At 69.9% G+C, this 23,591-nt stretch carries 26 protein-coding genes; 7 read left to right on the forward strand and 19 right to left on the reverse strand.

The features are described from left to right. Positions 1–22: 22 nt before the first annotated feature. From IE262_RS05515 to IE262_RS05530, 4 genes are read right to left on the reverse strand one after another with little or no spacing between them, the layout of a single operon-like run. Complete coding sequence (locus IE262_RS05515) at positions 23–487, reverse strand: DUF3618 domain-containing protein (RefSeq protein WP_134041886.1); 465 nt, start codon at positions 485–487, stop codon at positions 23–25. Then, a complete protein-coding gene (locus tag IE262_RS05520; RefSeq protein WP_134041888.1) occupies positions 484–912 on the reverse strand; it encodes a phage holin family protein in 429 nt (142 codons plus the stop codon). Before IE262_RS05520 ends, IE262_RS05515 begins: the two co-directional genes overlap by 4 nt. A gap of 53 nt (positions 913–965) precedes the next feature. Continuing rightward, on the reverse strand, positions 966–1,688 hold the full coding sequence (locus tag IE262_RS05525) for a hypothetical protein (RefSeq protein ID WP_189871771.1): 723 nt from the start codon (positions 1,686–1,688) through the stop codon (positions 966–968). After that, a complete protein-coding gene (locus IE262_RS05530; protein ID WP_166681812.1) occupies positions 1,685–1,837 on the reverse strand; it encodes a hypothetical protein in 153 nt (50 codons plus the stop codon). Before IE262_RS05530 ends, IE262_RS05525 begins: the two co-directional genes overlap by 4 nt. A 192-nt stretch (positions 1,838–2,029) precedes the next feature. On the opposite strand from IE262_RS05530, the gene dapA reads away from it, so the two are divergent. Next, entirely contained in the window at positions 2,030–2,926 is an 897-nt protein-coding gene (gene dapA / locus IE262_RS05535; protein WP_189871773.1) for a 4-hydroxy-tetrahydrodipicolinate synthase, read from the forward strand. 38 nt (positions 2,927–2,964) lie between these two features. On the opposite strand, the gene dapD is transcribed toward dapA, so the two are convergent. From dapD to IE262_RS05550, 3 genes are all read right to left on the reverse strand, one after another. Then, entirely contained in the window at positions 2,965–3,966 is a 1,002-nt protein-coding gene (dapD, locus tag IE262_RS05540) for a 2,3,4,5-tetrahydropyridine-2,6-dicarboxylate N-succinyltransferase (RefSeq protein WP_189871776.1), read from the reverse strand. A gap of 527 nt (positions 3,967–4,493) precedes the next feature. Then, on the reverse strand, positions 4,494–5,030 hold the full coding sequence (locus IE262_RS05545; protein ID WP_189871778.1) for a TetR/AcrR family transcriptional regulator: 537 nt from the start codon (positions 5,028–5,030) through the stop codon (positions 4,494–4,496). Then, positions 5,030–5,350: a DMT family transporter gene (locus tag IE262_RS05550; RefSeq protein ID WP_189871780.1), complete on the reverse strand. Its 321-nt coding sequence runs from the start codon at positions 5,348–5,350 to the stop codon at positions 5,030–5,032. The genes IE262_RS05545 and IE262_RS05550 overlap by 1 nt, the downstream gene beginning before the upstream one ends. 525 nt (positions 5,351–5,875) lie before the next feature. On the opposite strand from IE262_RS05550, the gene IE262_RS05555 reads away from it, so the two are divergent. Then, positions 5,876–6,571, forward strand: a complete 696-nt coding sequence (locus IE262_RS05555) for an AbfB domain-containing protein (protein ID WP_229877119.1) — start codon at positions 5,876–5,878, stop codon at positions 6,569–6,571. 122 nt (positions 6,572–6,693) lie between these two features. On the opposite strand, the gene IE262_RS05560 is transcribed toward IE262_RS05555, so the two are convergent. The 8 genes from IE262_RS05560 to IE262_RS05595 all read right to left on the reverse strand — a co-directional run bounded on the left by IE262_RS05560 (position 6,694) and on the right by IE262_RS05595 (position 13,342). Then, positions 6,694–7,026 carry a metal-sulfur cluster assembly factor gene (locus IE262_RS05560; RefSeq protein WP_030745090.1) on the reverse strand — a complete coding sequence of 111 codons (333 nt, stop codon included), beginning with the start codon at positions 7,024–7,026 and terminating at the stop codon, positions 6,694–6,696. Then, positions 7,023–7,490, reverse strand: coding sequence for a Fe-S cluster assembly sulfur transfer protein SufU (gene sufU, locus IE262_RS05565; protein WP_134041904.1), 468 nt, complete (start codon positions 7,488–7,490; stop codon positions 7,023–7,025). Before sufU ends, IE262_RS05560 begins: the two co-directional genes overlap by 4 nt. A 16-nt stretch (positions 7,491–7,506) precedes the next feature. Next, positions 7,507–8,763, reverse strand: a complete 1,257-nt coding sequence (locus tag IE262_RS05570; protein ID WP_134041906.1) for a cysteine desulfurase — start codon at positions 8,761–8,763, stop codon at positions 7,507–7,509. Beyond that, positions 8,760–9,524 (reverse strand): Fe-S cluster assembly ATPase SufC, encoded by a 765-nt coding sequence (sufC, locus tag IE262_RS05575; RefSeq protein WP_134041908.1) that lies wholly within the window; start codon positions 9,522–9,524, stop codon positions 8,760–8,762. Before sufC ends, IE262_RS05570 begins: the two co-directional genes overlap by 4 nt. A 7-nt stretch (positions 9,525–9,531) precedes the next feature. Next, complete coding sequence (locus IE262_RS05580; protein ID WP_134041910.1) at positions 9,532–9,861, reverse strand: bifunctional 3-phenylpropionate/cinnamic acid dioxygenase ferredoxin subunit; 330 nt, start codon at positions 9,859–9,861, stop codon at positions 9,532–9,534. Continuing rightward, the gene (gene sufD / locus IE262_RS05585) at positions 9,858–11,042 is read right to left on the reverse strand and encodes a Fe-S cluster assembly protein SufD (RefSeq protein WP_189871784.1); all 1,185 of its coding nucleotides are present in this window, start codon (positions 11,040–11,042) and stop codon (positions 9,858–9,860) included. The genes IE262_RS05580 and sufD overlap by 4 nt, the downstream gene beginning before the upstream one ends. An 84-nt stretch (positions 11,043–11,126) precedes the next feature. Then, the gene (gene sufB, locus IE262_RS05590) at positions 11,127–12,548 is read right to left on the reverse strand and encodes a Fe-S cluster assembly protein SufB (protein ID WP_134041914.1); all 1,422 of its coding nucleotides are present in this window, start codon (positions 12,546–12,548) and stop codon (positions 11,127–11,129) included. Further along, positions 12,545–13,342, reverse strand: coding sequence for a helix-turn-helix transcriptional regulator (locus IE262_RS05595; protein ID WP_189871786.1), 798 nt, complete (start codon positions 13,340–13,342; stop codon positions 12,545–12,547). The genes sufB and IE262_RS05595 overlap by 4 nt, the downstream gene beginning before the upstream one ends. A 192-nt stretch (positions 13,343–13,534) precedes the next feature. Between IE262_RS05595 and IE262_RS05600 the strand changes: the two genes are divergently transcribed. From IE262_RS05600 to IE262_RS05610, 3 genes are all read left to right on the forward strand, one after another. Beyond that, positions 13,535–14,458: an ABC transporter ATP-binding protein gene (locus IE262_RS05600; protein ID WP_189871788.1), complete on the forward strand. Its 924-nt coding sequence runs from the start codon at positions 13,535–13,537 to the stop codon at positions 14,456–14,458. Beyond that, the gene (locus IE262_RS05605; protein WP_189871790.1) at positions 14,455–15,249 is read left to right on the forward strand and encodes an ABC transporter permease; all 795 of its coding nucleotides are present in this window, start codon (positions 14,455–14,457) and stop codon (positions 15,247–15,249) included. The genes IE262_RS05600 and IE262_RS05605 overlap by 4 nt, the downstream gene beginning before the upstream one ends. Positions 15,250–15,315: 66 nt before the next feature. Next, positions 15,316–16,323 carry a COX15/CtaA family protein gene (locus IE262_RS05610; RefSeq protein ID WP_189871792.1) on the forward strand — a complete coding sequence of 336 codons (1,008 nt, stop codon included), beginning with the start codon at positions 15,316–15,318 and terminating at the stop codon, positions 16,321–16,323. 43 nt (positions 16,324–16,366) lie between these two features. On the opposite strand, the gene IE262_RS05615 is transcribed toward IE262_RS05610, so the two are convergent. The 4 genes from IE262_RS05615 to IE262_RS05630 form a co-directional block, all read right to left on the reverse strand. Further along, entirely contained in the window at positions 16,367–17,143 is a 777-nt protein-coding gene (locus IE262_RS05615; RefSeq protein ID WP_134041924.1) for a nucleotidyltransferase domain-containing protein, read from the reverse strand. 53 nt (positions 17,144–17,196) lie between these two features. Further along, on the reverse strand, positions 17,197–18,306 hold the full coding sequence (locus IE262_RS05620; RefSeq protein ID WP_189871795.1) for an amidohydrolase family protein: 1,110 nt from the start codon (positions 18,304–18,306) through the stop codon (positions 17,197–17,199). A 191-nt stretch (positions 18,307–18,497) separates the two neighbouring features. Then, entirely contained in the window at positions 18,498–18,854 is a 357-nt protein-coding gene (locus IE262_RS05625) for a hypothetical protein (protein ID WP_134041926.1), read from the reverse strand. Positions 18,855–18,945: 91 nt separating this feature from the next. Next, on the reverse strand, positions 18,946–19,911 hold the full coding sequence (locus IE262_RS05630; protein ID WP_166681814.1) for a heme o synthase: 966 nt from the start codon (positions 19,909–19,911) through the stop codon (positions 18,946–18,948). A 436-nt stretch (positions 19,912–20,347) separates the two neighbouring features. Between IE262_RS05630 and tkt the strand changes: the two genes are divergently transcribed. After that, positions 20,348–22,435, forward strand: a complete 2,088-nt coding sequence (gene tkt, locus IE262_RS05635; RefSeq protein ID WP_189871797.1) for a transketolase — start codon at positions 20,348–20,350, stop codon at positions 22,433–22,435. 34 nt (positions 22,436–22,469) lie between these two features. Beyond that, positions 22,470–23,588: a transaldolase gene (gene tal, locus IE262_RS05640; RefSeq protein ID WP_189871799.1), complete on the forward strand. Its 1,119-nt coding sequence runs from the start codon at positions 22,470–22,472 to the stop codon at positions 23,586–23,588. The last annotated feature ends 3 nt before the right edge of the window (positions 23,589–23,591 follow it).

Below are 23,591 nucleotides of genomic sequence, written 5' to 3' on the forward strand. Positions count from 1 at the left end.
GGCCGCCCAGGAACCCCACGCGCTACGAGCGCCTAATCCGCTGAATGCGTCGCGCGACGTCGCGGCGGAGCGCCGAAGCCGAGGAAGACCGACGCCGCCCCCACATCACAGCCCGACGCCGCCGCCCCCACATCACAGCCCGCGACGCCTCGCGCTGCCGCCAGGTCACCGCGCCGACCGCCGCCGCGGCGACGCCCACACCGCCGATCACCACGGCCCGCGTCACACGCGGCACCCGTTCCCGCACGGAGTGCGCCGCATGGGAGGCGGAGCCCTTCAGATCCGCCACCTGGGCCCGTGCCCGCGCCTTCACGTCGGTCTTGGCGACCAGTTCCTCAACGGTGTCACCGAGCTGATGACGTGTCATCGCTATCTGCTGCCGCAGCTCGTCGGGCCCTTTGGCCCCGGCCGAGCGAGGAGGTTGTGGCATTCCCCTCGAACCAGCCGGGCCAATCGAACCAGCCGAGCCGCCGGAGGTGCTGGTCATCGGTGTGCCCTTCCCTTGATCTCCTCGACATCCGCCCTGAGGCTGTCGATGGCCTGCGCGGGCGTGGCCGGCGTGGCGCGGCGCAGCTGGGCGCGCCCGGTCGCCGCCAGCACGGCCGCGATCACGAAGAGCGCCCCCGCGACGATGAGCGCGGCGGCCCACACGGGCAGCACCAGCGCCAGCGCGGCGACGGCGGCGCCCGCCAAAGCCATCAGGCCCACATAGCCGAGGGCGCCGGCCGTACCCAGCAGCCCACCGCCACGGCCCGCGCGGCGTCCCTTCGCGGCCAGCTCCTCCTTGGCGAGAGCGAGTTCCTGTCGTGCAAGCGTGGAGAGCTGTTCGGTGGCCTGCCCGACCAGTTCACCGACGGAGTGGTGCTCGGCCGCCGTGGGTCGTGCGGGCCTGGTGTCCAGGGTCCCGGTCACTGTGTCCCGCCTCCTCTCGTCCGGGGTGCGCCGAGTACCCGTCCCAGGCGGCGTTACCCCTGCGGAGGCGGCCCTTCCGGCGGCGCCCCGGGTCCGCGTTCACCGAGCCTGACCAACTGGCTCTGGAACCAGTCGAGCCGCGCCTGGAGCAGCGCCGCCTCCGCGACGAGTTCGGGGACGCCCAGTTCTGCGCCGCACGATGCGCCCGCCACCGCGCCCGTACTCACCGCGCCCGCGCTGACCGCAGCCGCCCGGACCCGCAGCCCCTCCCCCGCCAGCCGGGCGAAGGAGGCGAGCGACACCGACGGACGACCGCGGACGCAGCCCGCGCACGCGGCGGCCAGGGCGCGCCAGCCCGGCCGCCCCCAGCCGGCGTCGGCCAGGGCCACGGCCGCCGCGCCGCACGCGCACGGCCCGACCGTCGCACGCCTCACCCGCTGGCGGGCGTACCGGAAGCCGAGTTCGAAGCGGATGTAGGCACCGAGCACGGCGACCTCCAGCAGCACGGCCGCGCGGTGCTCGCCGGTGCACAGCAGCGCCTCGGCCGCCGCCCGGTCGTGCACACAGTGGAAGCCGCAGTCGCACAGGCGCGCGGGAGCACGGTGCCTGAGTCCGTAGACGCACCGGGCCTCGTCGAGGACTCCGTACGGCAGCGCGCCACCCAGCGACACCCCGGTGAAACCGGCCCGGGTGCCGTCCTGGGACAGCATCGGGTGGGCGATCTTGTATCCGGTCGGCGGCTCCGCCGGACGTTCCTCGGGGAGCCGCAGCCTCATCGCGCGACCGGTACCTCTTCAGCCGCGGCCGCCTCCGACGCCTCGGCCCCCTCGGTCTCCCTGCTCTCCTCGGGGAGTCGCAGTTCCTCCTCGTACGGCTGGTCCCGCTCCTCCGCGACCCCCGTGGCGAGTGCCTTGCCGAGCCTCATGACGCCTCCCATGACCATGACATGACGTGACGTTGCTGACCGTCCTGCCATGGTGACCCAAAAGGGACGGCTTCGCACCAGGGCCTCTCGCTGTACGTCGAGGGCACACGCCGCGTCCGCGTAGCAGCTCTGCCCAACATCTCGTAGAAGAATTAAGTAGATCTTCACCGTGGCCGTGCCGACACTACCCTCATGACGACGCCACGCCCCGCCCCCTTCGGCCGCGCGCTCTGCGCGATGGTCACGCCCTTCACCGCGGAGGGCGCGCTGGATCTCGACGGCGCGCAGCGGCTGGCCGACCGGCTGGTGGCCGGAGGCTGCGACGGTCTGGTCCTGTCCGGTACGACGGGCGAGTCGCCCACCACGTCGGACACGGAGAAGGCGGAGCTCGTACGTGCGGTCCGCGAGGCGGTCGGGGCGCGTGCCCACATTGTCGCGGGCGTCGGGACGGCCGACACACGGCACACCGTGGAGCTCGCCCTCGCAGCAGAAAAGGCGGGAGCGGACGGTCTGTTGGCGGTCACGCCGTACTACAGCAGGCCCCCGCAGGACGCCGTCGAGGCCCACTTCCGCGAGCTCGCCGACGCCTGCGGGCTGCCGCTCGCGCTGTACGACATCCCCGGCCGCACCGGCACCCGTATCGAGCCGGAGACCATGATCCGGCTGGCCGAGCACCCGCGGATCGTGGCGGTCAAGGACTGCGCGTACGACCTGCTGGGCACCCAGAAGGTGCTGGCCCGGACGGAGATGGCGTACTACACGGGCTGCGACGAGTACGTGCTGGCGCTGTACGCGATCGGCGGGAGCGGGTACGTCAGTACCGTCGCTAATGTGACGCCTCGTCACTTCCGCGCGATCATCGACGCGTTCGACGCGGGGGACACGGCCGAGGCCGGCCGCCGCCAGCGACTCACCATCCCGCTGACCGAGCTGATGATGGGTTCCGGCCTGCCCGGCACCGTGACGGCGAAGGCGCTGCTCGGGCGGCTGGGGCTGCCCGCCGGCCCGGTCCGGGCGCCGCTGCGGCCCGCCGGCCGAGAGGCGGCCGACGGGCTGCTGGCGGCGTACGAGGGTTTGGTCGCCGCCTGACAGCAGCCCGCACTGGTCGTGGCCGCTGGTCGTGGCCGCTAGTTGTGGCTGTGCAGGATCTCGTTCAGGCCGCCCCAGACCGCGTTGTTCGGGCGGGCCTCGACCTTGCCGGTGATGGAGTTGCGGCGGAACAGGATGTTCGAGGCACCGGACAGCTCACGGGCCTTGACGATCTGCCCGTCGGGCATGGTGACGCGGGTGCCGGCGGTGACGTACAGACCGGCCTCGACGACGCACTCGTCACCCAGCGCGATGCCGACGCCCGCCTCGGCGCCGATGAGGCAACGCTCGCCGATGGCGATGATCACGTTGCCGCCACCCGACAACGTACCCATCGTGGAGGCGCCACCTCCGATGTCGGAACCGTCGCCGACGATGACACCGGCGGAGATGCGGCCCTCGACCATCGAGGTTCCCAGGGTGCCCGCGTTGAAGTTCACGAAGCCCTCGTGCATGACGGTGGTGCCCTCGGCGAGGTGCGCACCGAGCCGCACACGGTCCGCGTCGGCGATACGGACGCCCTTCGGGACGACGTAGTCCGTCATACGCGGGAACTTGTCGACGGACGTCACCTGGAGGTGCAGCCCTTCGGCCCGCGTGTTGAGCCGGACCTTCTCGATGTCGTCGACGGCGACCGGGCCGAGCGAGGTCCAGGCGACGTTGGCGAGGAAGCCGAACATGCCGTCGAGGCTCTGGCCGTGCGGCTTGACGAGCCGGTGCGACAGCAGGTGGAGACGCAGGTAGACGTCGTGCGCGTCGATCGGCTTCTCGTCGAGGGAGGCGATGACCGTACGGACCGCGACCACCTCGACGCCCCGGCGGGCGTCCGGCCCGATCGCCTTCGCGGCACCCTCACCGAGCAGTTCCACGGCCTTCTCGACGGACAGCCGCTCGCTGCCGGCCGGGCCGGGGCCCTCGGCGGTCGCGTCGGTCAGCTCGGGCGCGGGGAACCAGGTGTCGAGAACGGTGCCGTCGGCGGCGATCGTGGCGAGACCGGCGGCCACGGCGCCGGTGGTGCGAGGAGCAGTCGTGTCGGTCATGAGGGCAACCTAACCGGCGGGGGGTCAAGGAAGCGAACCGATGGCAGGGCCGTCTCATGTGCCGGTCGCGCCCGCGGGCGGCCCCGGGCACGCACCTGGGTTTTCTCGCCCCCGCCGCCCCTACCCGCCTCATCCCTGGGGGCTCCGCCCCCAGACCCCCGCTGTCGGCCTGAACGGCCTCGTCCTCAAACGCCGGACGGGCTGGGAATCCGCCCCCCGTCCGGCCTTTGAGGAGCGGGGGCCCGGGGGCGGCCCCCGAAACGGGGTCCGGGGCGAAGCCCCGGAATCGGGGTTCCAGGGGGCAGAGCCCAGAGGCTGGGGGGGTCGGGCGGAACCCCGGAGAGGGGACCGGGGCAGAGCCCCGGAAATCGCGGGTTCCAGGGGGGAGAGCCCCCTTGGCGGGGTCGAAGGGGCGGAGCCCCTGGGGACGGGACGGGTAGGGGCGGCGGGGGCGAAACCGGACGCCCCGCAACACGCACGCCCCGCACGCCCCGCACGCCCGCCAGTACCGACCCCCCGTCACCGCATCACCGCATCACACGCCCCAGCATCTCCCGCGCGTACTCCTCGTCATACGGCGCCCCCGTCAGCAGCACCTGTAGGCAGATACCGTCGATCAGGGCGACCAGGGCCCGGGCGGTGACCGGATCGGTACGACGGGCGATGAGCTCGGCGAAGTCCTGGGCCCACTCGGCCGCGACGGGCCGCAGCGCGGGACGGCGCAGGGCCGCGAGATAGAGCTCGTACTCCAGCTCCACACTCGTACGGTCGCCCGCGAGCCACTCCCCGGTCAGCGCGGCGAGCTCACCGGCGAGATCGGTCCGGGAGTCTTCCAGCGCCCCGCCCGCGGCAACGACCTTGGCGAAGCCCTCGTTGGCCTGACGCAACGCGGCGATCATCAGTTCGTCGAGGGTCTTGAAGTGGTACGTCGTCGAGCCGAGCGGCACATCCGCCTCCACGGCCACCGTGCGGTGACTCAGTCCGGCGAGGCCGCGCGCACCCACGACCCGGATCGCGGCGTCGATGATGCGCTGGCGCCGCTCGGGGTCGTACCGGCGGGGCATCAGTGCGCGCCTCCGAGGTTCAGCACCACCACTCCCCCGATGATCAGCACGATCCCGGCGACCTTGGCGATGCCCAGGCCTTCCCCGAAGAGTGCCAACCCGATCAGGGCGACGGTCGCGGTACCCACCCCGGACCAGATCGCGTACGCCGTGCCGATCGCCATCGTCTTCAGGGTCTGCGCAAGCAGCACGAAGGACACGGCGTACCCGAAGAGGGTGAGCAGCGAGGGCCACAGCCTGCTGAAACCGTCGCTGTACTTCATGGCGGTCGTGGCGACCACCTCCGCGGCGATGGCTCCGCAGAGCAGTACGTATCCCATGGGGAGGAGTGTACGGATCGATGCGTACGACCGTACATATCGCGCGCGTACGCCGGCCGAACATCTCGCGCTGAGCCGCTTCACCCCCGCGGGAGCACCCCGAGAAAGGGATGTGAATGTGACGCAAAGCCTCAACTCGCGCCAGCCAGACCGGGATTGGCTGAGAACCCGCTCGCTGAAAGGGCTGCCCGCTCCCTACGAGTTCCACTACTGTTTCACCGGTCACCCACCCGGTAGTCGCGGCCACAGCCGTTCCGCGTGTCGGTGACCCCCTTTTTTCCTCCTGTGCCGATACCGGACGTCTGACGACTCCGGACGACGATTTCGCGTACGCCTGTGGCGACGCTGAGGGAACCGCGCATGCCAGATGAAAAACCCGGATTCACTCCGGACAACCTCCCCGTGCCCTGGAGTTCGCCCCCGAAGGTGTGGGAAACCGGTGAATCACCGGATCAGACCCGGGTTCCGGGCACACGCCGGCTCTGGGCGGCCGGCGCACTCGCCATGGCGGTCCTGTTAGGCAGTGTGACAGCGATAGCCCTGCAGGAACCGCGCACCGAGGCCTCCGCTCGGGAGCGCACGGCCCGCACGACGGCGGCCGAGGAGCCGATCGTGCCCACCGTCGCCCCCGCCGCTCCGGTCGGCAAGAGCGGTCTGTCCTCACCGCAGGCCACCGCGTCGAAGAGCCCGGCCGCGTCCGATTCGCCACAGGGCGGCGCGAAGGCCGAGCCGGAGCCGTCGAAGTCGGCGGCTCCCAGCAAGAAGCCGCCGTCCTCCTCCAAGCCCTCGGCCTCGTCGTGGAAGTCCATACGGGCCGTCAACTACCCGGACCGCTACTGGCACCTGCGCAGCGGAGTGATCCAGCTGGACCGGGTGAGCTCACGCAGCGGCAGCGAGACCCGGGAGGACTCCACCTTCCAGGTCGTCTCGGGCCTCGCGGACTCCTCCTGCTACTCCTTCCGCATGGAGGACGGCCGCTACGCGCGCCACCAGAACTTCCGCCTCCGCGTCGACCGCAACGACGGCTCGCAGCTCTTCAAGCAGGACGCCACGTTCTGCCCCCGCCGCTCCTTCCACACGGACGCGATCATGCTGGAGTCCGTCAACTACCCTGGCCGCTTCCTCCGCCACAAGGACTTCGTCCTCCGTCTCGACCCGATGGAGAACAGCCGGCTGTACTGGTCGGACACGGCGTTCCGCCTGGTGGACGGGCTGGCCTGAGTCTCTGCCCTGAGCAGCTGACGCACCGCATGTCGAACAGCTGACGCCCCGTCTGGCGGTGCGACTGTGGCCCCCGGCAGCGCGCCGGGGGCCACAGTGCTGTAGGCGATGAGCGGGTGTTCTCAGACGTTGAACCCGAGCGCGCGGAGCTGCTCCCGGCCGTCGTCCGTGATCTTGTCGGGGCCCCACGGGGGCATCCAGACCCAGTTGATGCGGAGTTCGTTGACGAGGCCGTCCGTGGCGGACTTGGCCTGGTCCTCGATGACGTCCGTCAGCGGGCAGGCCGCGGAGGTCAGGGTCATGTCGACGGTCGCGATGTTCGCGTCGTCGACGTGGATGCCGTAGATGAGGCCGAGGTTGACGACGTCGATGCCCAGTTCGGGGTCGACCACGTCCATCAGGGCCTCGCGGAGCTCCTCCTCCGAGGCCGGCTTCATCTCCACGGTGTCACTCATGCCGTCTTCCTTTCGGCGTCGGCTCCGCCCAGGGCCTGGGCCGTCGCGTCCTTCCACGCCATCCAGCTGAGGAGGGCGCACTTGACTCGGGCCGGGTACTTGGAGACTCCGGCGAACGCGACCGCGTCCTCCAGGACGTCCTCCATCGCGTCGTCGGGCTCGATACGGCCCTTGGACTGCATCAGCTCCAGGAACGTCTCCTGGATCTTCTGTGCCTCGGCCAGCTCCTTGCCCACGAGGAGGTCGTTCAGCACGGAGGCCGAGGCCTGGCTGATGGAGCAGCCCTGGCCCTCGTACGAGACGTCCTCGATCGTCGTGCCGTCGTACTTCACACGGAGGGTGATCTCGTCGCCGCACGTCGGGTTCACGTGGTGCACCTCGGCGTCGCCATCCCGAAGACCACGCCCATGGGGGTTCTTGTAGTGGTCCAGGATGACTTCCTGGTACATGGAGTCCAGCTTCACGGTTTCAGCACGCCCTTCAGCCGAAGAAGTTCCGTACGTGCTCCAGTCCGTCGACCAGAGCGTCGATCTCGGCCGGCGTGGAGTACAGATAGAACGACGCTCGCGTGGTCGCAGGAATTCCGTACCGCAGGCAGACCGGGCGGGCGCAGTGGTGGCCGACCCGGACCGCGATGCCCAGCTCGTCGAGGACCTGGCCCACGTCGTGCGGGTGGATGTCACCGAGCGTGAAGGAGATCGCCGCGCCCCGGTCCTCGGCCGTGGTCGGGCCGATGATGCGCAGGTCGGGGACCTCGCTCAGCTTCTTCACCGCGTACTCGGTGAGCGCGTGCTCGTGGGCGAGGATCTTGTCCATGCCGATCGACGACAGATAGTCGATCGCCGCGCCCAGGCCGACCGCCTGCGCGATCGGCGGGGTGCCCGCCTCGAACTTGTGGGGAGCCGGTGCGTACGTCGACGAGTGCATCGACACCGTCTCGATCATCTCGCCGCCGCCGAGGAACGGAGGGAGGTCCTCCAGCAGTTCCTGGCGGCCCCAGAGCACGCCGATGCCGGTCGGGCCGCACATCTTGTGGCCGGTGAAGGCCACGAAGTCGGCCTGGAGGGCCTGTACGTCCAGCGGCATGTGCGGCGCGGCCTGCGAGGCGTCGATCAGGACCAGGGCCCCGACCTCCTGCGCGCGGCGGACTATCGCCTCGACCGGGTTGACCGTCCCCAGGATGTTCGACACCAGCACAAAGGAGACGATCTTCGTCTTCTCCGTGATGATCTCGTCGATGTCGGACAGGTCGAGGCGACCGTCGTCGGTGAGGCCGAACCACTTCAGCTTCGCTCCCGTGCGCTGCGACAGCAGCTGCCACGGCACGATGTTGGAGTGGTGCTCCATCTCCGTGATGACGATCTCGGTCTCGGCGTCCACGCGGTAGGGCTCGTCGGCCCAGCCCAGCATGTTCGCCACGAGGTTCAGCGACTCGGAGGCGTTCTTGGTGAAGATCACCTCGTCGCGGCTGGGCGCGTTGATGAACGCGGCGACCTTGTCCCGCGCGCCCTCGTACAGCGCCGTGGCCTCCTCGGCGAGCACATGCACACCGCGGTGGACGTTGGCGTTGTAGCGCTCGTAGTACTCGCTCAGGGCGTCCAGTACCTGGCGCGGCTTCTGCGAGGTCGCCGCGTTGTCCAGGTACACGAGCTTCCGGCCGTCGTGGACCTGCCGGTCCAGGACGGGGAAGTCCTTGCGGATCGCCTCGGTGTCGAGGAGGCCCGGCAACTGCGTCACTCGGATGCGCCACCCTTCGTGTAAGCCTCGTAGCCCTCGTTCTCCAGCTTGTCCGCGAGCTCGGGGCCGCCGGACTCGGCGATCCGGCCGGCGGCGAACACGTGAACGTGGTCGGGCTTGATGTAGCGCAGGATGCGCGTGTAGTGGGTGATCAGCAGGGTGCCGACCTCGCCGCTCTCGCGGACGCGGTTCACGCCCTCCGACACCACGCGGAGCGCGTCGACGTCCAGACCGGAGTCCGTCTCGTCGAGGATCGCGACCTTCGGCTTGAGCAGCTCCAGCTGGAGGATCTCGTGACGCTTCTTCTCACCGCCGGAGAAGCCCTCGTTCACGTTGCGCTCGGCGAAGGAGGGGTCGATGGAAAGGCGCTCCATGGCCTCCTTGACCTCCTTCACCCAGGTGCGCAGCTTGGGGGCCTCGCCGCGGATGGCGGTGGCGGAGGTGCGCAGGAAGTTGGAGACCGAGACGCCGGGCACCTCGACCGGGTACTGCATCGCCAGGAACAGGCCCGCGCGGGCGCGCTCGTCGACGGACATCTCCAGGACGTCCTCGCCGTCGAGCAGCACGGAGCCGCTGGTGATCGTGTACTTGGGGTGACCCGCGAGCGAGTAGGCGAGGGTCGACTTGCCCGAGCCGTTGGGGCCCATGATGGCGTGCGTCTCGCCCTGCTTCACGGTGAGGTCGACGCCCTTGAGGATCTCCTTCGTGGCGTTGTCGGCCTCGACGGTGACGTGCAGGTCTCGGATTTCAAGCGTTGCCATGGGTGCCTCAGGACTCCTGGGTGAGGGAGACGAGTACGTCGTCCCCTTCGATCTTTACGGGGTATACGGGGACGGGGCGCGTCGCGGGAAGGCCGGACGGCTTGCCGGTGCGGAGGTCGAAGCTGGAGCCGTGCAGCCAGCACTCGATCTGGCAGTCCTCCACCTCGCCCTCGGAGAGCGAGACGTTCGCGTGCGAGCAGATGTCGTAGATCGCGAAGACCTCGCCCTCGGTCTGGACGACCGAGATGGGCGTGCCGTCGAGTTCCACCCGCTTCGGGGTGCCCTCTTCCAGCTCGCTCAGCGCGCAGGCGCGCAGGAACGTAGACGGGGCAGTCATGCGACCGACGCCTCCAGCTCCTCTTCGATCTTGGCGAGGAGGCGCTCCTCGATGTCGTCGACGCCGATCTGCTGGACCAGTTCGGCGAAGAAGCCGCGGACGACGAGGCGGCGGGCCTCGTACTCGGGGATGCCGCGGGCCATCAGGTAGAAGAGCTGCTCGTCGTCGAAGCGGCCGGTCGCCGAGGCGTGGCCGGCGCCGACGATCTCGCCGGTCTCGATCTCCAGGTTCGGCACGGAGTCGACGCGGGCGCCGTCGGTCAGCACCAGGTTGCGGTTCATCTCGTAGGTGTCCGTGCCCTCGGCCTTGGCCTCGATCAGCACGTCACCGATCCACACCGCGTGCGCGTCGTCGCCCTGGAGCGCGCCCTTGTAGGCGACGTTCGACTTGCAGTGCGGGGTGTTGTGGTCGACCAGGAGCCGGTGCTCCTGGTGCTGGCCGGCGTCGGTGAAGTACAGGCCGTACAGCTCGGCCTCGCCGCCGGTGCCCGCGTACTGCACGCGCGGGTGGAGGCGTACGACGTCGCCGCCGAAGGTGACGATCACGGACTTGAAGGACGCGTCCCGGCCGACCAGCGCGTTGTGCTGGCCGACGTGCACGGCCTTCTTGTCCCAGTCCTGGACCGAGACGACGGTCAGCTTGGCGCCGTCGCCCAGGAGGTAGTCGACGTTGGCCGCGAGCACGGCGTCACCGGTGTGGTCGATGACGACGACGGCCTCGGCGAAGGCGCCCAGCTCGATGACCTGGTGGCCGTAGGCGACCCCGCCCTCGCCGTGCACGGCGATGCGGATCGGCTCGGTGAGCACCGTCTCCTTGGGGACGGTGACCACGCCGGCCTTCTCGAACGCCGAGTACGCCTGGGCGGCGACGCGGTCCACGGGGGTGCCGGCCCTGCCGATCCGCGCGTCGTCACGGCCGACGGTCTCGACGATGACGCCCTCGGGGGCCTGGACGTCCACCTTCACACCGGTGCCGTTGACGACGGCGGTGCCGTCGTGCAGGCCGCGCAGGCGCTCCAGCGGGGTGAACCGCCACTCCTCCTCGCGGCCGTGCGGGACCGGGAAGTCCGCCACGTCGAAGGAGGGCGGCGCGCTCATGCGCGTGGCGACGGTCGACTCGGCCGCAACGGCGATCGAGCCGGCGGTGGTGGAGCCCACCGGGATGTTCTGGGCCTCAGCCATGGCTGTCGGTCTGCTCTCTTTCCTACGTGTTGCGGTCCTCGGCCCGCCCGGAGGCGGGCCGCTGGCTACTGGACGGGCGGCGGGTCAGCCGACCGCGCCTTCCATCTGCAGCTCGATCAGCCGGTTGAGCTCCAGTGCGTACTCCATCGGCAGTTCCTTGGCGATCGGCTCGACGAAGCCGCGCACGATCATCGCCATCGCCTCGTCCTCGCTCAGGCCGCGGCTCATCAGGTAGAAGAGCTGGTCCTCGGAGACCTTGGAGACGGTCGCCTCGTGGCCCATGGACACGTCGTCCTCGCGGACGTCCACATACGGATAGGTGTCCGAGCGCGAGATGGTGTCGACGAGCAGGGCGTCACAGAGCACGTTGGACTTCGCGCCCGGGGCGCCCTCGCCGATCTCGATCAGACCGCGGTACGACGTACGGCCACCGCCGCGCGCCACCGACTTCGAGACGATGTTGGACGAGGTGTTCGGCGCCATGTGGACCATCTTGGCGCCCGCGTCCTGGTGCTGGCCCTCGCCCGCGAAGGCGATGGAGAGGGTCTCGCCCTTGGCGTGCTCGCCCATCAGGTAGACGGCGGGGTACTTCATCGTCACCTTGGAGCCGATGTTGCCGTCGATCCACTCCATGGTCGCGCCCTCGTAGGCGACGGCGCGCTTGGTGACCAGGTTGTAGACGTTGTTCGACCAGTTCTGGATGGTCGTGTAGCGGCAGCGGGCGTTCTTCTTGACGATGATCTCGACGACCGCGCTGTGCAGGGAGTCGCTCTTGTAGATCGGGGCGGTGCAGCCCTCGACGTAGTGCACATAGGCACCCTCGTCGACGATGATCAGGGTCCGCTCGAACTGACCCATGTTCTCCGTGTTGATGCGGAAGTAGGCCTGGAGCGGGATCTCCACGTGCACGCCCTTCGGCACGTAGATGAACGAGCCGCCGGACCACACGGCGGTGTTCAGCGCCGCGAACTTGTTGTCACCGGCGGGGATGACGGTCCCGAAGTACTCCTTGAAGAGCTCCGGGTGCTCCTTCAGCGCGGTGTCGGTGTCGAGGAAGATGACGCCCTGCTCCTCCAGGTCCTCGCGGATCTGGTGGTAGACGACCTCCGACTCGTACTGGGCGGCGACACCGGCCACGAGGCGCTGCTTCTCCGCCTCGGGGATGCCGAGCTTGTCATACGTGTTCTTGATGTCCTCGGGCAGGTCCTCCCAGGACTCCGCCTGCTTCTCCGTGGAGCGCACGAAGTACTTGATGTTGTCGAAGTCGATGCCCGACAGGTCCGAGCCCCAGTTCGGCATGGGCTTCTTCTCGAAGAGCTTCAGGCCCTTGAGGCGCAGCTTGGTCATCCACTCCGGCTCCGACTTCTTGCCGGAGATGTCACGGACGACCGCTTCGCTCAGGCCGCGCTTCGCTGCGGCACCGGCTACGTCGGAGTCGGCCCAGCCGTATTCGTACGTGCCCAGGCCCTCAAGCTCAGGGTGGGCAGTCTCCGTGGGGAGAGTCATGCGGGGTTCCTCCCGGCCGTGCTTGCAGATGCGGTGTGGTCTTGCTGGTCGTTCTGGGAAAACTGGGACGCCTGTGCGGCGTGTCCAGCTTTGGGGATGAACGTCGTGCAGACGCCGTCGCCGTGCGCGATGGTCGCCAGTCGCTGGACATGTGTGCCGAGCAGTTGGGAGAAGACCTCGGTCTCCGCCTCGCAGAGCTGCGGGAACTGTTCGGCGACATGGGCGACCGGGCAGTGGTGCTGGCAGAGCTGCTCGCCCCTCTGCGGATGGGGCGCGCTGCGCGCAGTGGCAGCGTACCCGTCCACACTCAAGGCCTTGGCCAGGGCTTCGGTGCGCTCCTCGGGGGCGGCGGCCTCGATCGCCTCGCGGTACGCCCCGGCCTGTGCGGCGAGGCGGGCGCGGGCGAAGGCGGCGACCGCCTCCTGGCCGCCCTCGTGCTCGGCGATCCACCGGAGGGCGTCCGCGGCGAGCTTGTCGTAGGACTGGTCGAAGGCGTCCCGGCCACAGTCGGTCAGGGCGAACACCTTGGCGGGCCGGCCGCGCGTCCGCGCGCCGTAGACCCGCTGCTCGCGGGCTTCCACGACGTCGTCGGAGACCAGCGCGTCGAGGTGGCGCCGCACGGCGGCCTGGGTGAGGCCCAGCCTTTCGGCGAGCGCGGCGACGGTCGACGGGCCGTGGTCCAGGATGGACCGCGCGACCCGGTTGCGCGTGGAACGGTCCGAGCGCAACCCAGCCGCGAGCTCCTCCTGGGGGGCACCCCTGGGGGTTCCCCGAGCCTCGCCGACGTTTTTCACAACGCCATTGTTGCGTAATTCCCGAGAGCGGAGCAAGCCACGTCCGGACCGCCCGACGGTGCCGTACATCACTTAGGCATACCTAAGCCGCCTGCTGGGCCGGTACCCGAGCTGACCTGCGCGAACGGAGGAGAAGGGTATCTTCGCCCCCGCCCGTCCGGCGCCCCGCTCGCGTCCCTAGACTTGGCGCCCATGCAGAGTGAGCCCGTGGTCCAGGTCCGTTCCCTGGTCAAGCGGTACGGCGGGAAGACCGCGGTGGACGGCCTCGACCTGGTGGCCCGAGCGGGCGTCACCGCCGTGCTCGGCCCCAACGGGGCGGGCAAGACGACCACGGTCGAGACCTGCGAGGGATACCGGAAACCTGACTCGGGGACCGTCCACGTGCTGGGCCTCGACCCCGTGCGGCAGGCCGCTGAGCTCCGCCCGCGCATCGGTGTCATGCTCCAGTCCGGCGGCGTCTACTCGGGCGCGCGGGCCGACGAGATGCTGCGCCACGTGGCGAAGCTCCATGCCCACCCCCTGGACGTGGACGCGCTGATCGAGCGGCTCGGCCTCGGCTCCTGCGGCCGCACCACGTACCGTCGGCTCTCCGGCGGCCAGCAGCAGCGCCTCGCCCTCGCCATGGCCGTGGTGGGCCGCCCCGAACTGGTCTTCCTCGACGAGCCGACCGCCGGACTCGACCCGCAGGCCCGCCGGGCGACCTGGGACCTGGTGCGCGACCTGCGCGCGGACGGCGTCTCGGTCATCCTGACCACCCACTACATGGACGAGGCCGAGCAACTCGCCGACGACGTCGCGATCATCGACGCCGGCCGCGTAGTGGCCCAGGGCTCCCCCGAGGAGCTGTGCCGGGGCGGCGCCGAGAACACCCTGCGTTTCACGGGGCGGCCCGGCCTGGACGTCGGCTCCCTGCTGAAGGCGCTCCCGGCGGACTGCGCCGCGGCGGAGCTGACCGCGGGCGCGTACCGCGTCGTCGGCAAGGTCGATCCGCAACTCCTCGCGACGGTCACCTCGTGGTGCGCGCAGCACGGGGTGATGCCGGAGAAGATCTCGGTGGAGCGGCACACCCTCGAAGACGTCTTTCTTGAGCTCACTGGCAAGGAGTTGCGCGCATGAGCGTGAGTGAGAGCGCGCGTACGAGTACCGCGAAGACGTACGCGCCGAAGCCGGGGGCGGCCCCGCTGTCGCGGATGATCGGGGCGCAGGCGGCGCTGGAGACGAGGATGCTGCTGCGCAACGGAGAGCAGCTGCTCCTGACGGTCGTGATCCCGACGCTGCTGCTCACTCTGTTCAGCACCGTGGACATCGTCGACACGGGCTCCGGTGAGACCGTCGACTTCCTCGCACCCGGAGTCCTGGCACTCGCCGTGATGTCGACGGCGTTCACCGGCCAGGCCATCGCCACCGGATTCGAGCGCCGCTACGGCGTGCTCAAGCGGCTCGCCTCGTCACCGCTCCCCCGCTGGGGGCTGATGACCGCCAAGACGATCTCCGTGCTGGTCACGGAGATCCTCCAGGTGGTCCTCCTCACGGTGATCGCCTTCGCCCTGGGCTGGTCCCCGCACGGCAACCCCCTCGCCGTGGTCCTGCTCCTGGTCCTCGGCACGGCCGCCTTCTCCGGGCTCGGCCTGCTGATGGCGGGCACGCTCAAGGCGGAGGCCACACTGGCGGCGGCGAACCTGGTCTTCCTGCTGCTGCTCGTGGGCGGCGGTGTGATCGTGCCGCTGGACAGGTTCCCGGAGGCGGCCCAGAACGTCCTCGGGCTGCTCCCCATCTCGGCCCTGTCGGACGGCCTGCGCAGCGTCCTCCAGCACGGCACCGGGATGCCGTGGAGCGACCTCGGGATCCTGGCCGTGTGGGCGGTGCTCGGACTGGGTGCGGCGGCGCGCTTCTTCCGCTGGGAGTGAGCCCCCGGGCCGAAGAGGGCCACTGGGCCACCCCCTCGTGAAACCGTGCACAAGCGGCGGCATACCATGGGGCGCGTGCCAAAAGTGACCCTCGCCGACGCCACAGCCTTCGTGCGCAACCCCCTCGCCTTCATCGCCGGACGCTGGACACCGGCCCCCAGCACGGTTCAGCGGGCGGCCCTCGCCGCGCTCGTCATGTCGGTGGTCATCGTGGTCACCGGCGGTGCCGTCCGTCTGACGGGCTCCGGACTCGGCTGCCCGACCTGGCCCAAGTGCACCGAGGACTCGCTCACCGCGACCAGCGCGATGGGCGTGCACGGCGCCATCGAGTTCGGCAACCGCATGCTGACGTACGTGCTGTGCGCCGCGGTCGGCTGGGCGATCGTCGCCGCCCGCTCGCAGAAGCCGTGGCGGCGGAGCCTGACGCGGCTGGGCTGGGCCCAGTTCTGGGTCGTCATGGGCAACGCGGTCCTCGGCGGCATCGTCGTCCTGGTCGGTCTCAACCCGTACACGGTCGCCGCCCACTTCCTGCTCTCCACGGCACTCATCGCGGTCGCGACCGTGATGTGGCAGCGCACGCGCGAGAGTGACACGGCACCACGCCCGCTGGCCGGCAAGGCCGTGCAGCAGCTCGTGTGGGTCCTGGTCGCCGCGACGGTCCTGCTGATCGCCGTCGGCACCGTCGTGACCGGGGCGGGCCCGCACGCGGGCGACTCAAGCGACGTGGAGCGCATGCCGCTGGACTGGGAGAACGTCAGCAGGCTGCACGCCGTCCTGGCGTGGATCGTGGTCACCCTGACGTTCGCCCTGTGGTTCGTCCTCAAGGCGGTCGACGCCCCCGAGGGCCCGCTCCACCGCACCCGCGACCTGTTCCTGGTCCTGCTCGCGCAGGGCGTCATCGGCTACGTCCAGTACTTCACCGACCTGCCCGAGGTGCTGGTGGGCGCGCATATGCTGGGCTCCTGCCTGGTGTGGATCGCCACACTGCGGGTGCTGCTGTCGCTGCGGGAGCGGCCGGAGGTCATGGCGGACGTGCCGGGGCCGTCGGCGGAAGCGGTCCCCACGCGCGCGTGAGCCACGCGCAGTCGCGCACGGGTTGTGCGTGGTCCCGTACGAGTCATGCGTGGTCCCGTACGAGTGCGTCGATCGCCGGGGCGAGGTACTCCCTGGTCAGCCTGGACCTGCGGGCCGCCCACTCCTCGCCCGGTTCCTCGCCCGGTTCCTCGCTCGGTGCGGCGCCCCGGCTGTCATAGCGCCGTCGTCTGACGTCCTCGACCACCTCGACGGGAGCGCCCAGGCCGGGCAGCAGGTCGAGTGCCTCCTTCTTGGTGATCAGCCGCCCGTCCTTCAGGGTGACCGCGGCCCGGGCGTGGGTGACGAGCCCCAGGTCGACCCAGATGTCCTGAGTCCAGGCGTCGGTCCTGTCCAGAGCCCGGCGCCAGAACTCCCTCTGGTCCCGTACCACGAAGGCGTTCAGCTCGCTGTCCGGCACGGCCGGGAGCAGGCCCTCGGGCGGCTCGCCGTGCAGGACCAGCCCGAAGGTGTGCACCTCACGCCGGGTCACCGGGGTGACGGGCCGCTTGAACAGCTGTTCGTGCGCCCAGGTGAGGTGCCGACGCTCCGCACCGGCGGCCTTTCCTGGTGTCAGATAGGTGCAGTGCAGCTTGGCGACGAGCGGCTCGTTGCGCAGACGGGCGTGCAGCAGCGCGACCCGCCAGACGGTTCTCGCCGTGATCGGGTCGTCCAGGACCGCGATCAGGTCCAGATCGCTGCGGCCCTCCTGGTAGTCGCCGCCACCGAGCGAACCGTGGGCCCATACGGCGACGGGAGCGAGGTCGCGCAGTTCGGTGAGGAAGCGGTCGAGGAGGCGGTCGGTCGCGTCGCTTCGGGTCATGAGAGCAGTGTGCGGTCTCTCCCCCCACTCTCATCGCTTCTCCCTCGTTCTGGTCACTTCTCCAGCTCGTACACCCGCCGCGCGTTCCCCGCCGCGATCAGTCCCGCCACCCGCTGCGCGTCCGCCGGCGACCACGAGCCCTCGGCCACCCACGTCCCCAGCACCCGCGCCAGCGACTCACGGAACAGCCGGGCGCCCACCACATGGAGTTCGGGCAGGCCGCGGGCGCCGCTGGAGAAGAGGAGCTTGCCGAAGGGGGCCAGTTCCAGGACCTCGGCGAGGACGGCCGCCGCCCGCGCCCCCGTGCGGACGAGCTCGGCGCCCAGGTCGGCGTACACGTGCGGGAAGACCCCGGCGAGGTGGGCCGTGTGGCGGTGGTAGGGGTAGCCGTGCAGCAGGACCAGATCGGTGCCCAGTCCGGCCGTGGCACGGGCGAAGTCGGTGAGGAGGACCGGGTCCGCGCTGTCGATGCGCGGGCCTGCTTCACCGAGGCCGGCGTGGATCTGGAGGGGCAGGCCGGAGGCGACCGCGATCCAGAGCAGATGGCGGAGCAGGACCGGGTCGGTGAGCGCGCCGCCGACCCGCCGGTCCGCGAGCCAGCGCCCGGCCGCGCCCCGCACCTCCCCGGGCCCGGGCGGCTCGGGCGCGAGCGCCAGACCGTGCCGTGCGCCTGCCAGGGAGGTGAAGGCGACCGCGTTCGCGGCGGCTCCGTGCACCGACTCCGCGAGATTGGCGAGAAAGGACTCGACCGTGCCGGAGGTGTCGGCGACCTGCTCGGCGAGGAGTTCGAGGCGGACGATCTCGTGGGCCTCGGCCGCGCCCGCGGAGGCCATCTCGCCGGGCCCGGTGAGATCGCCGGGCAGGCCCGTGTCGACGAGGTACGTGGTGATGCCGCTGCCCCGCAGCAGCCGCCGCCCGGCCTCCATGACGCCCAGTTCGCGGCGTCGTGCGAGGTAGCGGGCGGGCGGGCAGTGCGGCTCCAGGCCGAGCAACGGCGGGCACCAGCGGCGTACCGCGAAGCCGGTCTGTGTGTCGAAGAACGTGGTGCCGGGCGCGGGCAGGCCCTCGCCGCCCGCGAGCTGGGCCTCGAACGTGCCGAGACCCAACTCCGTCCGCAGCACGCCGTGGCAGTACTGGTCCACCAGGGACGGCGTTTCGATCATCCGGACTCTCCCGCGTAGACGCTGCGCTGGCTTACAGGTCCTAACGGGTGAACCGGTGGCTGGGTGTTGCTCTCACGTGACGGACCGTGGGAGCGATCGTTCGTGGGTGCGTCTGGTTCGGCGGCTGCGGGTCGTGGGGGGCTGGTCGCGCCCACGCGGCGGAGCCGCATATTGATGCGGCCCCGCGCCCCTCAATCGTTGCTGGGGCCGCCGAGCTGGATGCCCGCCATCCGCGTCCACTCGTACGGGCCGGTCTTCACCTTGGCCGCGAGGTCGCCGTCGAAATCCTCGTGCACGACGACCCCGGCCCTCTTGACGGCCTGCTCGGCGATGGCGTACGTGGGGGCCATGAGGTCGCCCCAGCCCCCGTCCTCGCCGACCAGCACGATGCGGGCGCCGCGCCGGCCGATGTACGCGACCTGCGCCTCCGCCCCGCCGTGCGCCTTGGAGAAGGAGCCGATCTGCTTGGCGAGCCGGGCCGCCGTGCGCTCGGCCTTCGTGGATTTCCTGGCGCCCGTGCCCTCGTCGGCCTGCTGTGTGTCTGCCATGGCCAGGATGCTACCCACGAGTAGAACAAACGGCGACGGGCGGGTGCGTGGCCTTGACCACGCAACCCGCCCGTCGGCGGCGAACCGGGTGTCACCGGAGGAAGGGATCCACCGCCACCGCCACGAACAGGATCGACACGTACGTGATCGACCAGTGGAACAGCCGCATCTCCTTGAGCTTGGCCCCCGTCACCTCGGCCTTCGCGCGATTCTTGAGACCGTGCGCCTCCCACAGCCACACACCGCCGGCCACCAGCGCGACCGCCGTGTAGAACCAGCCCGTGTAACCGAGCGGGGTGAGCAGCAGGGAGACCGCGACCATCACCCAGCTGTAGATGACGATCTGCTGGGCGACCACCTTGTTGGAGGCGATGACCGGCAGCATGGGCACACCCACGCGCGCGTAGTCGTCCTTCACCTTCATGGACAGCGGCCAGTAGTGCGGCGGCGTCCAGAAGAACATCACCAGGAAGAGGATGACCGGCGCCCACGACATGGAGTTGGTGACGGACGACCAGCCGATCAGCACCGGGAGGCAGCCGGCGATGCCGCCCCACACGATGTTCTGCGAGGTACGGCGCTTCAGGATCATCGTGTACACGACGACGTAGAAGAGGAGCGCGCCCAGCGCGAGCCAGGCCGACAGCCAGTTGACGGTCAGACCGAACAGCAGGGTGGAGACGACCGCGAGGGAGATGCCGAACACCAGGCACTCGCGGGGGCTCACCATGCCGGTGACCAGCGGCCGCTGCGAGGTGCGGTCCATCAGCGCGTCGATGTCCCGGTCGATGTACATGTTCAGCGCGTTCGCGCCGCCCGCGGACAGATACCCGCCGACGCAGGTGAGCAGCACCAGCTTCAGGTCCGGTACGCCCTGTTCCGCCAGGAACATCACCGGCACCGTGGTGATCAGCAGAAGCTCGATGATCCGCGGCTTGGTCAGTGCCACAAACGCTTTGACGCGGGCCCCGAACGGCCGCTGGCCCCGGCTGCTGCCCGTGCTGCTCGCCCCGGATAGCACTCCCGGTGGACGGGATTCGACGGCCGTCACGTACACCCCTGACAGAGACATCCCAGCGAGCACCGGTGTGAACAGCCGGTAAAGGCTCGCGCGTACTCACGGAACTGTATCCGCTGCCCGAACCGCGCCCTTCGTGGGGGTGGGGTCGTGTTGGGGAGACCGCGGGCGGGGAGGGTACCCGCACCCTCCGCGAGGGGTGTGCCGCCTGTCGCGGAAGGAGCCGAATGCCACTCGATTGAGCGCTCAGACGTCGTACTCCGTATTCACGTGTCGACTACGGAACCCATGGGTCTCAACATGCGGAATCCGCCGGTCGGGAGGCGAATCCGGGACGGCCCCGGCAGTCTGGAATGACTGTGGAATGACTCAGGAATGACTCGAAAAAATGCGCGTTCTTCCGGGGGTAGGCTCGACAGCGGCCGGTGCCGCCGAGACACCGGCATGAACATGTGGAGAGGAGCCCTGACCCAGGGTGAGCACCAAGCCGACCACTACAAATCTCGCGTGGACCGAGTTGGACACGCGGGCCGTCGACACTGCCCGTGTCCTGGCCGCCGATGCCGTCCAGAGGGTCGGTAACGGCCATCCGGGTACGGCGATGAGCCTCGCGCCCGCCGCGTACACCCTGTTCCAGAAGGTGATGCGTCATGATCCTGCGGATCCGCAGTGGACGGGCCGTGACCGGTTCGTGCTGTCCGCGGGCCACTCGTCCCTGACCCTCTACACCCAGCTGTTCCTGGGCGGTTTCGGTCTGGAGCTGGATGATCTGAAGGCGTTCCGTACGTGGGGTTCGAAGACGCCGGGGCATCCGGAGTACGGGCACACGGCGGGTGTGGAGACCACGACCGGCCCGCTGGGGCAGGGTGTCGCCAACGCGGTGGGCATGGCGATGGCCGCCCGTTACGAGCGGGGCCTGTTCGACCCGGACGCGGCGCCGGGGGAGTCTCCCTTCGACCACCACATCTTCGTGATCGCCGGTGACGGCTGCCTCCAGGAGGGCATCTCCGCCGAGGCGTCCTCGCTGGCCGGGCATCAGAAGCTCGGCAACCTCGTCCTGCTGTGGGACGACAATCACATCTCGATCGAGGGTGACACCGAGACGGCGGTCTCCGAGGACGTCGTCGCACGGTATGCGGCCTATGGCTGGCATGTGCAGCGGGTGGAACCGAAGCCGGACGGCGACCTCGACCCGGCCGCCCTGTTCGAGGCGGTGGAGGCGGCGAAGGCGGTCACGGACCGGCCGTCGTTCATCGCGATGCGGTCGATCATCGCCTGGCCCGCCCCGAACGCGCAGAACACCGAGGCCGCGCACGGCTCGGCGCTGGGCGAGGAGGAGGTCGCGGCCACCAAGCGGGTCCTCGGCTTCGATCCGGACCAGCACTTCGAGGTGGCCGGCGAGGTCCTCGCCCACACCCGGCAGCTGGGCGAGCGCGGCCGTGAGGTGCGTGCCCGGTGGGAGAAGCAGCTCCAGGAGTGGCGTAGCAACGATCCCGAGCGGGCCGCGGAGTTCGACCGGATCAGTGCGGGTGAGCTGCCCAAGGGTTGGGAGTCGCAGCTGCCGGTGTTCGAGGCCGGCAAGGGCGTCGCGACGCGTGCCGCGTCCGGGAAGGTGCTGCAGGCGCTCGGCGCGGTGATCCCGGAGCTGTGGGGCGGGTCCGCCGACCTCGCCGGCTCCAACAACACCACCATCGACAAGACGAGTTCGTTCCTGCCCGCGGACAATCCGCTGCCGGAGGCCGACCCCTACGGCCGCACGGTCCACTTCGGTATCCGTGAGCACGCGATGGCCGCGGAGATGAACGGCATCGCCCTGCACGGCAACACCCGTATCTACGGCGGCACCTTCCTGGTGTTCTCCGACTACATGCGGAACGCGGTGCGCTTGTCGGCGCTGATGCACCTGCCGGTGACGTATGTGTGGACGCACGACTCCATCGGTCTGGGCGAGGACGGGCCCACCCACCAGCCGGTGGAGCACCTCGCCTCCCTGCGGGCGATCCCGGGGCTGAACGTGGTGCGTCCGGCGGACGCGAACGAGACCGTCATCGCCTGGCGGGAGATCCTCACGCGGTACACCAAGGAGTTCGGCAAGGGCGCCCCGCACGGTCTGGCGCTGACCCGTCAGGGCGTGCCGGTGTACGAGGCCGACGAGCGTGCGGCGAAGGGCGGTTACGTCCTCTTCGACGCCGAAGACGGTGAACCTCAGGTGGTCCTGATCGCGACCGGTTCCGAGGTGCACCTGGCCGTCGAGGCGCGTGAGCGGCTCCAGGCCGATGGTGTGCCGACGCGGGTGGTGTCCATGCCGTGTGTGGAGTGGTTCGAGGAGCAGGACCAGGGGTACCGGGACAGCGTCCTGCCGCCGACGGTGAAGGCGCGGGTCGCGGTCGAGGCCGGGGTCGGACTGACCTGGCACAAGTATGTCGGGGACGCGGGCCGCATCGTTTCGCTGGAGCACTTCGGCGCTTCGGCCGACGGCAAGGTCCTCTTCCGCGAGTTCGGCTTCACTGCCGACAACATCACGGCGGCCGCCCGGGAATCGATCGCCGCCGCCCAGCGCTGACGCCCGTATACGACACGTAGGAGATGCATTTTCCATGACAGACGCACTGAAGCGCCTCTCCGAGGAAGGCGTCGCGATCTGGCTGGACGACCTGTCGCGCAAGCGGATCACGTCCGGCAACCTCGCCGAGCTGATCGACCAGCAGCACGTCGTGGGCGTTACCACCAACCCCTCGATCTTCCAGAAGGCGATCGCCGGCGGTGACGGCTACGAGCAGCAGGTCCAGGACCTCGCCGCCCGCAAGGTGACCGTCGAGGAAGCCATCCGCATGATCACCACGGCGGACGTCCGGGACGCCGCGGACATCCTGCGCCCGGTGTTCGACGCCACCGGCGGCCAGGACGGCCGGGTCTCCATCGAGGTCGACCCGCGCCTGGCACACAACACCCGGGCGACGGTCGCCGAGGCCAAGCAGCTCGCCTGGCTGGTGGACCGCCCGAACACGCTCATCAAGATCCCGGCGACGAAGGCGGGTCTGCCCGCGATCACCGAGGTCATCGGCCTCGGCATCAGCGTCAACGTGACGCTGATCTTCTCGCTGGAGCGCTACCGCGAGGTCATGGACGCGTACCTCACGGGCCTGGAGAAGGCCAAGGCGCGCGGCCTGGACCTCTCGAAGATCCATTCGGTGGCGTCGTTCTTCGTGTCCCGTGTGGACACCGAGATCGACAAGCGGATCGACGCGCTCGGCACGCCCGAGGCCAAGGCCGTCCGCGGAAAGGCCGGCGTCGCCAACGCACGGCTTGCCTACCAGGCGTACGAGGAGGTCTTCGCCTCCGACCGCTGGAGCGCGCTGGAGGGCGAGGGCGCCAACAAGCAGCGTCCGCTGTGGGCCTCGACCGGTGTGAAGGACAAGGCGTACAAGGACACCCTGTACGTCGACGACCTGGTCGCCCCGAACACGGTGAACACCATGCCGGAGGCCACTCTCGTCGCCACCGAGGACCACGGCGAGATCACCGGCGACACCATCAGCGGCACCTACGAGCAGGCCCGCGCCGACCTCGACGCGGTCGAGAAGCTCGGGATCAGCTACGACGACGTGGTGCAGCTCCTGGAGGACGAAGGCGTCGAGAAGTTCGAGGCGTCGTGGAACGACCTGCTCAAGTCGACCGAGGCGGAGCTTGAGCGCCTCGCCCCCTCGGAGGGCTGAGAC

Source organism: Streptomyces bluensis, assembly GCF_014650715.1.
In the GTDB taxonomy this organism is placed as follows: domain Bacteria; phylum Actinomycetota; class Actinomycetes; order Streptomycetales; family Streptomycetaceae; genus Streptomyces; species Streptomyces bluensis.